The sequence below is a fragment of the Microbispora hainanensis genome, assembly GCF_036186745.1.
Classification (GTDB): Bacteria; Actinomycetota; Actinomycetes; order Streptosporangiales; family Streptosporangiaceae; genus Microbispora.
This window is the reverse complement of the sequence record NZ_CP108086.1, coordinates 3,487,430-3,499,614: the sequence shown is the minus strand read 5'-3', so window position 1 is coordinate 3,499,614 and position 12,185 is coordinate 3,487,430. Positions and strand designations below refer to the sequence as shown.

Here is a 12,185-nt window from a genome sequence, read left to right as displayed (position 1 = left end):
CGACGGCCGGCAAGCGCTGGGGCTTTTCCGGCATCTGCTGAGAGCGCCATCTTCGCAGCGGCGCTAGATGTTGCCTTGCCCATTGTTGAAGACCGACATGATGCCGGACACGATCATCCCTGGCACGGTCAGCTGGGTGGTGTCGGCAGCCAGCAAAAGCAGGGCAAGGGCCAGGTCGGTGCCATCGGCTGGTGGCAGGACGACCATAACGGTCCTCGATCCGCGGAAGGGGCCGCGCCGCCGCGTGACCGCACCTCGTTCGCTGTCCCGTAGCTCCTCCTCTCCAGAGTCCAGGCGGAGGTAGGTGTATCGGCGATCACCCAGGCTGATGCCAAGACCACGTCCTTCCTTACGCAAGGCGCGCCGGTTTTGAGTGACAGTGGCGGTCACTCCGCCGACAGCCAGTCGCGTCCGGGCATCGACAGCGATGAGCCCTTCTGCGGGATTAGCAGGATGAGAGATGGAGCCGTCTGGCAGCCCCTCCGCAAGGAGCGTGGCTTCTTCGGGATAGGTGGTGATTTTCAAAGACACCTCCCCATACGGCCCCGCCGTGCCGGTCAGAAGCAGGAAGGTGGTCCTCCGCTCGGATCGAGAAGGCTTCTGCGGCACAAGCTCGAAGGTGAAATCCGACATCGCACATCACCGTCCCACCGGGGCAGCAAGTTGATCGAGGCTGGGGAGGAGCTCGGTGATCAGCTCCCAGACGCGCGGCGTCTGTGTGAAAACCAGCCTTAGCTCGCTGTCGGGCGTCACCGTCCCCGGCATGACCGGCTCGGCGGGACGTTCCCGTAGCCAGTAGCCCAGGGGACCGCAGTCGAGCACGGTGATCCCTCGGATGTCGGTGCCCCTGCCCTCGCGGTTGTTCCACGCTGCGGTCATCCGCCAGTTGCCGTTGAGCTGAAGCAGCAGGTGGGTGAAGACCGTCAGTTCGGGATCGGTGAGCCCGCCCTCGGCGGCGAGCGCCGCGCGCAACCGCGCGACGGTCTCCTCCACGTCGTCGGTGTCCGCTTCGGCGAGCGCCACGAAGCCGGCGTCCATGACACCGATCGTCGTGGTGATGATCGGGGCTGCCGGTGGCTTGGCGTCCCTCTCACGCAGACCCACCGCTCGCGCGAGTGACCATACGAGGGTGCTGAGTTCGGTGGGGACATACTCCGGCTCCGGCTCGCCGGGCCAGCCCTCGTACACGTAACAGGCCTCGTTGCCGACGACCGCGCCGTGGTTCGTCATGCCCTGGCCCCCGGTCATCTCGATCTGGACGAGCACGATCGGTTCGGCGAGGGCATCCGTCAGGTCAGCGAGCTCGGGGACGACGGCGTCATCGTCATTGATCAAACCGACGGCCCTCAACTCGTTCCGGGCAGTCACCAGGTCAGCCGTGACCGCCCTCCCCTCGTAAAGACAGCCCAGGACCCCCAAATGGGCCGGGCCAAGCCGGAACCGGCCACGTGCGCTGTCGAAGGACGGCATTACTCAATCTCCCTGCACTGAACGTTTTTCATCCGCCGGGCGGCTAAGCCGGTCACAGCATGATCGCGATGCTCGGGTTTTCCTCATGATGTGGCGAAGCTCCTGGTAGACGGGTTGATCACCACAACCATCACCGTCATCGCCAGGAGCTTCGGGTGCTGTTCTATCGTGCTGCCGTCGATTTGTCGCGTTCAACGCTGAACTACGTGGCCGGACTGATCCGCAGGCGGCGCAAGGCCATCGGATCGACGTGGCGGCGGCTCAACCCCGGGCAGCAGGCGCTCCTGGTGCTGGTCTATCTGCGCAAGGGCGAGACATTCGCCGAGGTCGGAGCGGGTTTCGGAGTGTCGGCGGCCACCGCGTGGCGGTATGTGGAGGAAACCGTCGCCCTGCTGTCGGCTCGATCACCGAAACTGGCGACGGCGCTGCGGAAGGCCACGAAGGACGGCCTGCACTACCTGGTCTTGGACGGCACGCTCATCCGCACCGACCGAGTGAAGGCCGACCGGCCCTACTACTCGGGCAAGCATCGCGTGCATGGGATGAACGTGCAGGTCATCGCGGGACCGGACGGGACCATCGTGTGGACCTCCGGTGCGCTGCCAGGCAAGACCCACGACCTGACCGCCGCCCGGATCTGGGGCATCCTGCGCGCGCTCGACCAAGCCGGGATCATCACCCTGGCCGACAAGGCCTATCAGGGCGCCGGGGCCGAGGTGCTGATCACGCCGTACAAGGGCAGGAACAAGCCCGAGTCTCAAAAGCAGGCCAACCGGTCACACGCCAAGCTCCGCGGGCCTGGTGAGCGCGCGAACGCCCAGCTCAAGAGTTGGCGCATCCTGCGCAAGCTGCGATGTAGCCCGAGCAAGACCGGCCACCTGGTCAAAGCCATCGCGGTCCTTCAGAACCATCGGGTAGCACACGCCTCCCGAGGATGAAATTGGCTCACTAGTCGAACGGGTTGAGGCTGCTGAAGACCTTTCTCGCCCCCTCGCCGATCGCCTCGCCCACCTTCTTCGCACCGGCCTCGATGTCATCCCAGTGTTCGATGACCTTCGCGCCGACGTAAACGGCACCCGTAATGACGGTAGCTCCGAGGGCGACGGGACTGGGGCAGATCATCGCGGCGGTTAGGGAGGCGTTGAAAGTAACCTCGGCGATATCCGCGACATATCCGGCGCCATTGCGCTTGAACGCGTCGATCGGGTTGCCCTGTGAGATAACGTTCGCCGCACTGTAGCCGGTGTTGGCGACCGCGCCCACAATGCCTAGCGACCGGAAGGCCCCAGCCGTACGGGCCACCACTCCTAGCCGGGTAAGGGCGGTGGGCTCGACCTTTAGGATCGCGGCGGCAGCCTCCATCTTTTTCGGGTCCGCGGTGGCCGACCAGACCTTGAGCAGGTTCGCCTCTCCGGCAGCTCGCACATCTACCCCGGCATGTGTCTTGCCACCCAGCAGCTCGGCGAGCCGGTTGTCGCCGAAGACGCGATTGAGAAAGTTGTTCACCCGGGCCCCAGCGAGCGCTCTGCCCGTTGTAACCGCCTTGGCGGCGCCGTCCATCTCCAGCTGATGAGGCAGCAGGGACACGTAGTCGCGGTAGAGCTTGCTCTTCATGAAAAGCTGCCGAGTGAGACCGGCGAGACCGGTGCCTGGAGCAGCGACAGATCTGGTGCGCGGTATCAGCTTTTTCGCCAGGGCGTTCGCCTTACCCTGCACGGCTGTGTCGATCAGTTTTGTGAGCGCCGGCTTCAGGATCTGATTGTTGAACAGCACGCGGCTGAGGGATACGGCCTGGGTGGTGACGATCGGGGCGGTGGCGGTGACCCCTTTGACATCGCTCACGATCTTGAGGATGTTGGCGACCGTCGCCTCGTGCGGTTCGAGGGCCGGGATGGCGTGCGCGACGGCGGCGGCCCTCAACCGCGTGAGGTAGTCGTCCAGCGACTCGCCGGGCTTGCGATGGAAATCCGTATTTCCCATCTTGTTCGCCCAGTCCGCGACCGAGTTGACGGAGATGAGAGTCGCCGGGTCGATCTTGTCGCCATTCGCGACGATTTCCAGCGGCGGAAAACCCGCCCACACGAGCCCGGCGAACGGGTCGCCGGTCTGCAGCCGGCCGATTGCGGCCCGCTGCCTCAGGTCCTTGGCCGTGTCGCTTCCCCAGGCAGGCAATTCCCGCAGTGGTGCGACGATTTGGGATGCCTGTAATGGCCAGGCGCGTTTAAAAACCTCATCCGCTGACCTGTTCAGGTCGTCCATAAGGCCGGCCAAGCGTTCGAGGTCTTCAGGCCTGAAGCTCCGCGTCACGCCTTCCCCCATGCGGCGGGAGCCTACCTGTAACTTATCCTCGAATAAAGCGCTGAGAGGAGAAAACGTGCCATCTCCACCCGAAGTGCAGGAACTCGAGAACAGGGCCGCCGAACTTCGGGAATTAGCCAACGACGTGGAGAAGCTGGTCGATGGAGTGAACGGCATGGCGGCCACCATGGAGTGGTCGGGCCCGTTGACCGACCGGATACGCGGCCAGATCGGCACCTGGAGGACGCGCTGCCGCACCGTGGCGGCCCAGCTTCTCGACGAGGCCGATCGACTGCAGCGCGAGGCCCGCGACCTGGTGAACAGGAACTGACGGAGACGTGCTGAACAAAAGCGGCGAGTGTTCCGTCGAAACGGGATGTCCGCCGATCGGCAAGGGAGCGTGCGATGCGCAGGGTTATGACGGCAGCCATGGTGACCGTGACGGCTACGGCGCTGGGCACGGGTCAGGCCGCGACGGCACAGGCGGCGCAGGTGACGGCCGGGGTGGCGAGCGCGGTTCAGGCCACGGCGAAGCTGCCCAGGGGATTCCTGCTGAACGAGGCCAAGTTGAACGGCCCGCGCAGGCCGTGGGAGCACTTGAAGCTCAGCAACAGCCTGAAGAAGCCCCTTGAGGTGAACCCGTGCGGCCGCAGGACCGCCCGCGACGGCCGCAGCGCGAGCCGTACGTTCACCTATCTGGCGGAGACCGTCTATCGCAGCGAGCAGGTCGTGCTCTACCCGTCCGCGCGGGCCGCGAAGGCGGCGATGCGGTCCGTACGCGCCGACCTGGCCGAATGCGGCTCGGGGGGCCGCGGCCACGAACGCTACTCATACCGCTGGAAGAGCACCGGGGTCGGCGACGAGGCCCTCCGGATCGGCGGCTTCTTCTTCGAGAACCGTTCCCGCTCGGTCGTCGTCCGCCAAGGCAGCGCGATCGCGGTCTACGTCAGGACCGGCCTGGTCACCAAGAGCCTTCCGATCTCCCAGTTCCGCCCGCTGATCAAGGACGCGCGCACGATGGCCGCCAAGCTCTGCGGCCTCCCCGGCGTCTGCGGGTAGACCCGGCTGCCGTACACCGACCGGCTTCCCGTGCGGACGGTCAGGCCGTTCTGCGGGTCTCCGGGCCGCTGTCGCCGCCGACGACGGCACCGGGGAGGAGACGGGGAACGGGAGCCGGTCGCCGGCGGCGGAGCAGGCCCCAGCGGAGACGCAGGGGCGTGAGGAACGCCTCTGCCCGCAGCGCGGCGATGCCGATACGTGGCAGATCGCGGGCGGCGGGATAGAGCAGGAACCGCGGCTCCCACGAGGGCCGGAACTTGGCGTTGAAGCGATACAGCGACTCGATCTGGAACCAGCGGGACAGGAAGACGAGGACACCGCGCCAGGCCCGCAGCACCGGCCCCGCCCCCAGCCGCTCACCCCGGGCCAGCGCGGAGCGGAACATCGCGAAGTTCAGCGAGACCCTGGTCACGCCGAAGTCCGGCGTGGCCTGCAGGGCCCACACGATCAGCAGCTCGTTGAGCCCGGGGTCGGCCTCGCGGTCGCGCCGCATGAGGTCGAGAGAGATGCCGTCGGCCCCCCAGGGCACGAAGTGCAGGACGGCCTGGATGTCCCCGCCCGGTGCCTCCTCGCCCTCGGACGTGGCCCGGTGGGCCGTGACCACCAGGCAGCCGGCGTCGGCCGGGTCGCCGAACCGGCCGAGCGCCATCGAGAAGCCCCGCTCGGTCTCGGTGCCGCGCCACCGGTCGGCCAGGTCGGCGATGCGCCGGCGCTCCGCCTCGCTCAGGTCTCCCGTACGCCGCACCCGGCAGGTGTAGCCGAGGCGCTCCACCCGCCTGACCATCTGACGTACGTTGCGCAGGGCCCGGCCTTCCAGGGTGAAGCCGGCCACGTCGACGACGGCCTCGTCGCCGATCTCCAGTGCGTCGAGGCCGCCCTCCCTGGCCCACACCTCGCCGCTGGTCTCGCCGCAGCCGATGACGGCCGGGACCCACGCGTGCCGCCTGGCCTCCTCAAGGAACCGCCTGATCGCCCCGGGCCACGCCTCCGGGTCGCCGATGGGGTCGCCGCTGGCCAGCATCACCCCTGCGACGACGCGGTAGGCCACGGCGGCCTTGCCGCTGGGCGAGAAGATCACGCTCTTGTCCCGGCGGAGCGCGAAGTATCCGAGCGAGTCCTGCCGGCCATAACGGTCGAGCAGGGCCCGCAGCCGCCGCTCGTCGTCCTCGTCCAGCGCCGCGACCGGCCGTTCCGGCCGGAGGGCGAGGTAGATCGTGGTGACGGCGGTGAGCGCGCCGAGCCCGGCGAGCGAGAAGTAGACCAGGTCGCCGGTGCGCTCGGACGTGAACACGACCGGCCCCTCCAGGCCCACCAGGCCGAGCACGACGTGCCACACCTGGTCGCCGAAGCCGGGGTCACCCGCGACCGTACGGTGATGTGCGGCGACGAGGATCCACCCGATCACGATGTCGAACGCGCCGAGCACCAGCAGGTTCCACAGCGCCCGCCAGCGCGAACGTGGGTCCGACAGGGCGTAGAACTCCCCTCTACCGGCCAGCAGCACCACCCACAGGAGCAGCGAGACCGACGCGGCGACCGGATGCCGGTGCAGACCTTCGAGCACGGCGTCCACCGGGAGCAGCACCACGACCGCGCGCCAAGCCCGCGCCTTACGCCGTCTGAGGGCGTGGGCGAGCATGATCAGCAGGATGCCGACCAGGAGCGACGCCGTCTCGGCGAGCGTCGTGACGGCACCCGGCAGGACGCTCGCGATCTCGCCGATCCGGCTCGCGCGCAGGCTCGGCACCAGGCCCCTGACGATGTCCAGGATGCCGATCAGCAGCGCGGCCCCGGCCGCCAGCCCCGGGACCCGAGACCGCAGGTCATACGCTAGCGTCCGACTGCTCACACACAGTGACGATAAGTCATGATTTGTCGGGTCGGCGGCCTCGAGCCCGATTCTTGGACCGGGCTTGACAAGGACCAACGGCCACCGCCCCCGCAGGTACGCCAAGAGGGCGAGCGGCCGCGGAAGGATCGGGGCCGGGCGAACACAGTGAAGCACGCGCGCCGGAAATATCCGGTGACGTCACGCACCGCCCGAGAAAACCGGCAGACCAATCCGGCGCACCAGCCCGGCGGAGCAGCCCGGTGAAGGCGCACCAGCCCGGCGGAGCAGCCCGGTTGATCAGGCGCGCTCGGCGGCTTCGACGACGTTGGCCAGCAGCATGGCCCGGGTCATCGGCCCCACCCCGCCGGGGTTGGGGGCGACGAAGCCCGCGACCTCGCGTACGTCGGGAGCCACGTCACCGGTGAGCTTGCCGTCGACCCGGGAGACGCCCACGTCGAGCACAGCAGCGCCGGGCTTGACCATGTCGGCGGTGATGAGGTGGGGCACTCCGGCCGCGGCGACCACGATGTCCGCCCTGCGCACGTGGGACGCCAGGTCCTGGGTGCCGGTGTGGCAGAGCGTGACGGTGGCGTTCTCCGCGCGGCGGGTGAGCAGCAGGCCCAGCGGACGGCCCACGGTGATGCCCCGGCCGACCACGACGACCTCGGCGCCCTTGAGCGGCACGCCGTACTCCTGGAGGAGGACCACGATGCCGCGCGGCGTGCACGGCAGCGGGGCGTCGACCATGTGGACGAGCCTGCCCAGGTTGACCGGGTGGAGGCCGTCGGCGTCCTTGGCCGGGTCCATGCGCTCGATGAGCGCCTGGGTGTCCAGGTGGCGCGGCAGCGGCAGCTGGATGATGTAGCCCGTGCAGGCCGGGTCGGCGTTCAAATCGTCGACCGCCGCCTCCACGTCGGCCTGGGTGGCGCTTTCCGGCAGGTCCTTGCGGATGGAGGTGATGCCGACCTCGGCGCAGTCGCGGTGCTTGCCCGCGACGTAGATCTGGCTGCCCGGATCGTCTCCGACGAGGATCGTGCCCAGGCCGGGGGTGACGCCCCGGTTCGCCAGGGCCTTCACCCGTTCCGCCAGCTCACCCTTGATCTTGGCGGCGGTCGCCTTGCCGTCCAGAAGCCGCGCGGTCATGGCACTTCCCGTCCTTCCAGGTGTGTTACCTTCCCCCCTCGCGCCGCTCGATGATCCGGCGGGTGAAGGGGATGAACTCCACGATCCGCCAGCCGAAGTAGGCGGCCATCGCGGCGACGGGCAGCAGCGCGATCGGGCTGTTCCACACGCCGCTCAACGTCGCGAAGGAGCTCATGATCGTATCAAGGGGCATGGAGAGACTCCGTGGAGAGGATGGGGTAGGCGCTTCAGATTAACCGCCCAAATGGGGTGATCATGCCGCTTTCACCCCATCCGCCCCAACAATCACCTCTCCATGCCGATAGGTCCGGCCTTCTCGATCAGTGGAAGAAGTGCCGCGTCCCGGTGAAGTAGAGCGTGATGCCCGCCTCCTTGGCCGCCTCGATGACCAGCTCGTCGCGGATCGAGCCGCCCGGCTCGACGATCGCCTTCACCCCGGCCTCCGCCAGCACCTGCAGGCCGTCGGGGAAGGGGAAGTACGCGTCGGAGGCCCCGACCGACCCGGCCGCGCGCTCGCCGGCCCGGGAGACCGCCAGCCGGGCCGAGTCGACCCGGTTGACCTGGCCCATGCCGACGCCGACGGTCGCACCGCCGGACGCGAGCAGGATCGCGTTGGACTTCACCGAACGGCAGGCCCGCCAGGCGAAGGCGAGATCGGCCAGCACCTCGGGCGAGGCCGCCTCTCCGGTCTTCAGCTCCCACGTGGACGGGTCGTCGCCGGGCGCGTCCACCCGGTCGACCGTCTGCACGAGCAGGCCGCCGTCGATGCGGCGGAACTCCGCGGCGTTCGACGGGCCCTCGGGGCAGGCGAGCAGGCGGATGTTCTTCTTCTCCCTGAGCACGTCGAGCGCGTCCGCCGCGAACGACGGCGCGACCACGACCTCGGTGAAGATCGGCGCGATCTGCTCGGCCAGCTCGCGGGTCACCTCGCGGTTGACCGCGATCACCCCGCCGTACGCGGAGACCGGGTCGCACTCGTGCGCCTTGCGGTGCGCCTCGACGACGTCGGCGCCCACCGCGATGCCGCAGGGGTTGGCGTGCTTGATGATGGCCACGCACGGCTCGGCGAAGTCCCAGGCGGCCCGCCAGGCGGCGTCGGCGTCCACGTAGTTGTTGTAGGACATCTCCTTGCCGTGGAGCTGCTCGGCGTTGGCCAGGCCGCCCTTCTCGCCGGTGTAGAGGGCCGCTGCCTGGTGCGGGTTCTCGCCGTACCGCAGGGCGGTCTTGCGCTTCCACGCCGCGCCCATGAACGACGGCCAGTCGCCCTCGGGCGCGTACACGTTGGCGAACCAGGACGCGACCGCGACGTCGTAGGCGGCGGTGTGCGCGTACGCCGTGGCGGCCAGCCTCTTGCGCTCGGTCAGCGTGAAGCCGCCCTCGGCGACCGCGGCCAGCACCTGGCCGTACACCGCGGGGTCGACGACCACGGCCACCGTGCCGTGGTTCTTGGCGGCGGCGCGGATCATCGCGGGGCCGCCGATGTCGATCTGCTCGACGCACTCGGCGTCGGACGCGCCGGAGGCGACCGTGGCGGCGAACGGATAGAGGTTCACCACCGCGAGCTGGAACGGCTCGATCTCCAGCTCCTCCAGCTGCTTGACGTGGGAGGGGTTGGCGCCGTCGGCGAGCAGCCCGGCGTGCACCCGCGGGTGGAGGGTCTTGACCCGCCCGTCCAGGCACTCGGGGAATCCGGTGAGCGACTCCACCTTGGTGACCGGCACGCCGTAGGAGGCGATCGCGGCGGCGGTGCCGCCGGTCGACACGATCTCCACGCCCGCGGCCTCAAGCCCCCGCGCCAGGTCCTCGAGACCCGTCTTGTCGTAAACGGTGATCAGCGCACGGCGGATGGCAATGCGGGTCACTTCGTGATCCTTCCTGGTGTCGGGCCGTCTGCGGCCTGTCCTGCGACTCGTCCCGTCCCGAGGCGCACGGTCCGCTCGGTCAGGGTCCAGCCTTCGCGGGCCATGCGGCCCACGGTCTCGACGAGAAGACGCCGCTCGACGGTCTTGATGCGCTCGTGCAGCGACTCCTCGTCGTCCCCCTCCCGTACGGGCACCGCCTCCTGGGCGATCACCGGGCCCGTGTCCACGCCCGCGTCCACGAGGTGGACGGTGCAGCCGGTGACGCGGACGCCGTACGCGAGGGCGTCGCGCACGGCATGCGCGCCGGGAAAGGCGGGCAGCAACGCCGGATGGGTGTTGACCACGGGAAACGCGCCCAGCACACGAGGACCGAGGATCTTCATGAAACCGGCGGAGACCACCAGGTCGGGCTTGTGCTCGGCGATGCGCCCGGCAAGCCCCTCGTCCCATTCATCCCGGGTCGGGTGGTCGCCCACCCTCTCGACGAACGTGGGGACGCCGGCGCGCTCGGCCCGGGCCAGGCCCTCGATACCGGTACGGTCGGCCCCAACGGCGACGACCGCCGCGCCGAACGCGTCGTCGGCCGCCGCGTCCAGCAGCGCTTGCAGGTTGGTCCCCGAACCCGAGACGAGGACGACAAGCCGGACGGACAGAGCGGAACTCCTTCGTGAGCTGCCTTCGTTTTGCAGGTGGTTGCCGGGAGATGGTTCCTTAGAGAGTGGTCGAGCGTGGAGGACCGTCCCTCGACGCAGCTAAAGCGTATCGGGCGCCGGCCATCACGACTGACGACGGGTTATGCGGAACGCGAGGCGAGGAGACCGTGACAACACCCCTGCAGACGCCGACCCCTGCGACCGGAGGTCGCCGGGCGCTCGCGCTCGCCATCATGGCCCTGGTCTTCACGCTGATGCTGCCTGCGGCCGGGCTGGCGCTGTCGATATTCGCGATCGTCATCGCGATCCGTGACCTCCGCCTGCTCAGCCGCGAACGACGCGGGATCGGACTCGCGACCGGGGCCGTCGTGCTGTCGTCGCTCGCGTTCGTCCTGGGGATCGTGACCACGGGATTCCAGCTCTACTTCTCCGACGAGCTCAACGCCTACAACGAGTGCCGCAAGGGCGCGGGCACGGTGGCGGCCCAGCAGGACTGCTCCGAGCAGCTGATGCGGTCGTTCGAACGGAAGATGGGCATGGCCTGGCCCTCCGGGGTCCCGGCTCCCGCCTGACGGCCACGGGCAAGCCGTACACGCCGTAGCCCCGGCCCTCGCCTGACGGCCACGGGCAAGCCGTACACGCCGTAGTCCCCTCCCCCCGCCTGACGACACGACGGCGGGTGAGCCGCGCGGCGTCGCGTACGGCTCGCCGGGCTTGCCCTTGACGCGCGGGTCAGGGGTTAGCGTCGCGGGGCTTGTGCGGCCGTGGCCGTACGAGCGGTCCCTTTCCCGACACCGTGGGAGTCGCCATGCCCCCGACCCTGCCCCGCGCCACGACTTTGGCCACCACCGCGAGCCTGCCCCGCACCGCGCGGGAGATCCGCCTCGCCGAGGTTCCGTCCGGTGGTCTTCCCGGCCCCGAGCATCTGACCATCGCCGAGGTCCCGCTGCCCGTGCCGGGGCACGGTGAGGTGCTGGTGCGCAACCGCTGGTTCCAGGTCTTCCCCTCGCTGCGCACGCTGATCGCCGGAGGGGTGCCCGGCACGCCCTTCCCCGCGCTCCACCCCGGAGACACGCTGTTCGGCCCGGCCGTCGGCGAGGTCGTCGCGGCCCCGGCGGACGGCGACCTGCGGCCGGGCGACCTGATCGCGCATTTCCAGGGCTGGCGTGAGTTCGCCGCGGTGCCCGCCACCGCGCCGCTGGGCGACTCCCTGCCCGACCCCGCCGCGCATCTCGCGTCCGGCGGCGCGACCGCGTACGCGGCCCTGGCCCGGATCGCCCGGCTGCGCGCGGGCGAGACGGTGCTCGTCACCGGGGGCGCCGGAGGCGTCGGGTCGCTCGCCGGGCAGATCGCCCGGCAACTGGGCGCAGGGCACGTGATCGGCACCACCGGCTCCCCGGCCAAGGCCGGGCGCATGACCGCCGAGCTCGGCTACGACGCGGTGGTGCTCCGCGACGGCGGCCCGATCGGCGGACGGCTGGCCGAGGCCGCGCCCGACGGGGTCGACGTGGTCGTCGACACCGTGGGCGGCGAACAGCTTCAGGCCGCGGTGGCCGCGGCGCGGCCCGGCGCCCGCCTCGTCGTGGTCGGCACCCTGGCCACCCAGCTCTCGCCCGCGTCCGGCGGCACGACGGCCCCGGTGGAGCTGGACGCCTTCCAGCTCATCGCCAGGAACATCACCATCCGCGGCCTCGTCGGCGTCGACGGCGAGGTCCACGCGGAGTGGACGGAGCGCTTCGGCGCCTGGCTGCGATCGGGCGCCGTCACCTTCCCGCACACGCGGATCGCGGGCATCGAACGCGCGCCGCTGGCGTTGCGTGAGTTGTTCGAAGGACGACACGTGGGGACGGTCGTCATCGAGATGTGACC

General features: G+C 69.5%; 13 protein-coding genes. 5 read left to right on the top strand and 8 right to left on the bottom strand.

Annotation, left to right across the window (positions count from 1 at the left end; all coding sequences use genetic code 11):
* Positions 1-63: 63 nt before the first annotated feature.
* Both OHB01_RS16610 and OHB01_RS16605 read right to left on the bottom strand, forming a co-directional pair.
* Positions 64-633 (bottom strand): hypothetical protein, encoded by a 570-nt coding sequence (locus OHB01_RS16610; RefSeq protein ID WP_142646606.1) that lies wholly within the window; start codon positions 631-633, stop codon positions 64-66.
* A 6-nt stretch (positions 634-639) separates the two neighbouring features.
* Entirely contained in the window at positions 640-1,470 is an 831-nt protein-coding gene (locus OHB01_RS16605; RefSeq protein WP_328855612.1) for a hypothetical protein, read from the bottom strand.
* 155 nt (positions 1,471-1,625) lie between these two features.
* On the opposite strand from OHB01_RS16605, the gene OHB01_RS16600 reads away from it, so the two are divergent.
* Entirely contained in the window at positions 1,626-2,408 is a 783-nt protein-coding gene (locus OHB01_RS16600; protein ID WP_142652781.1) for a transposase family protein, read from the top strand.
* Between the two features lie 10 nt (positions 2,409-2,418).
* On the opposite strand, the gene OHB01_RS16595 is transcribed toward OHB01_RS16600, so the two are convergent.
* On the bottom strand, positions 2,419-3,789 hold the full coding sequence (locus OHB01_RS16595) for a hypothetical protein (protein ID WP_328855611.1): 1,371 nt from the start codon (positions 3,787-3,789) through the stop codon (positions 2,419-2,421).
* A gap of 55 nt (positions 3,790-3,844) precedes the next feature.
* Between OHB01_RS16595 and OHB01_RS16590 the strand changes: the two genes are divergently transcribed.
* Both OHB01_RS16590 and OHB01_RS16585 read left to right on the top strand, forming a co-directional pair.
* Complete coding sequence (locus OHB01_RS16590) at positions 3,845-4,099, top strand: hypothetical protein (RefSeq protein WP_147945175.1); 255 nt, start codon at positions 3,845-3,847, stop codon at positions 4,097-4,099.
* A 74-nt stretch (positions 4,100-4,173) separates the two neighbouring features.
* Positions 4,174-4,827: a hypothetical protein gene (locus OHB01_RS16585; RefSeq protein WP_328855610.1), complete on the top strand. Its 654-nt coding sequence runs from the start codon at positions 4,174-4,176 to the stop codon at positions 4,825-4,827.
* A gap of 40 nt (positions 4,828-4,867) precedes the next feature.
* Here OHB01_RS16585 and OHB01_RS16580 read toward each other — a convergent pair whose 3' ends face one another.
* From OHB01_RS16580 to purN, 5 genes are all read right to left on the bottom strand, one after another.
* Entirely contained in the window at positions 4,868-6,676 is a 1,809-nt protein-coding gene (locus tag OHB01_RS16580; RefSeq protein WP_205830013.1) for a phosphatidylglycerol lysyltransferase domain-containing protein, read from the bottom strand.
* 279 nt (positions 6,677-6,955) lie between these two features.
* Positions 6,956-7,801, bottom strand: coding sequence for a bifunctional methylenetetrahydrofolate dehydrogenase/methenyltetrahydrofolate cyclohydrolase (locus tag OHB01_RS16575; RefSeq protein ID WP_142646617.1), 846 nt, complete (start codon positions 7,799-7,801; stop codon positions 6,956-6,958).
* A gap of 25 nt (positions 7,802-7,826) precedes the next feature.
* Complete coding sequence (locus OHB01_RS16570) at positions 7,827-7,994, bottom strand: hypothetical protein (RefSeq protein WP_168065741.1); 168 nt, start codon at positions 7,992-7,994, stop codon at positions 7,827-7,829.
* A gap of 127 nt (positions 7,995-8,121) precedes the next feature.
* A complete protein-coding gene (gene purH / locus OHB01_RS16565) occupies positions 8,122-9,663 on the bottom strand; it encodes a bifunctional phosphoribosylaminoimidazolecarboxamide formyltransferase/IMP cyclohydrolase (protein WP_142646619.1) in 1,542 nt (513 codons plus the stop codon).
* Entirely contained in the window at positions 9,660-10,316 is a 657-nt protein-coding gene (gene purN / locus OHB01_RS16560) for a phosphoribosylglycinamide formyltransferase (RefSeq protein ID WP_142646621.1), read from the bottom strand. Before purN ends, purH begins: the two co-directional genes overlap by 4 nt.
* A 167-nt stretch (positions 10,317-10,483) precedes the next feature.
* On the opposite strand from purN, the gene OHB01_RS16555 reads away from it, so the two are divergent.
* A complete protein-coding gene (locus OHB01_RS16555) occupies positions 10,484-10,888 on the top strand; it encodes a hypothetical protein (RefSeq protein WP_142646623.1) in 405 nt (134 codons plus the stop codon).
* A 236-nt stretch (positions 10,889-11,124) separates the two neighbouring features.
* Positions 11,125-12,183 carry an NADP-dependent oxidoreductase gene (locus OHB01_RS16550; protein ID WP_328855609.1) on the top strand — a complete coding sequence of 353 codons (1,059 nt, stop codon included), beginning with the start codon at positions 11,125-11,127 and terminating at the stop codon, positions 12,181-12,183.
* Positions 12,184-12,185: the final 2 nt, after the last annotated feature.

Excerpts from the sequence above, each read along its gene's own strand:
- OHB01_RS16570 (WP_168065741.1), bottom strand. The coding sequence starts at position 7,994 with ATGCCCCTTGATACGATCATGAGCTCCTTCGCGACGTTGAGCGGCGTG.
- OHB01_RS16610 (WP_142646606.1), bottom strand. The coding sequence starts at position 633 with ATGTCGGATTTCACCTTCGAGCTTGTGCCGCAGAAGCCTTCTCGATCC.
- OHB01_RS16575 (WP_142646617.1), bottom strand. The coding sequence starts at position 7,801 with ATGACCGCGCGGCTTCTGGACGGCAAGGCGACCGCCGCCAAGATCAAG.
- OHB01_RS16595 (WP_328855611.1), bottom strand. The coding sequence starts at position 3,789 with ATGGGGGAAGGCGTGACGCGGAGCTTCAGGCCTGAAGACCTCGAACGC.
- OHB01_RS16605 (WP_328855612.1), bottom strand. The coding sequence starts at position 1,470 with ATGCCGTCCTTCGACAGCGCACGTGGCCGGTTCCGGCTTGGCCCGGCC.
- OHB01_RS16550 (WP_328855609.1), top strand. The coding sequence starts at position 11,125 with ATGCCCCCGACCCTGCCCCGCGCCACGACTTTGGCCACCACCGCGAGC.
- OHB01_RS16585 (WP_328855610.1), top strand. The coding sequence starts at position 4,174 with ATGCGCAGGGTTATGACGGCAGCCATGGTGACCGTGACGGCTACGGCG.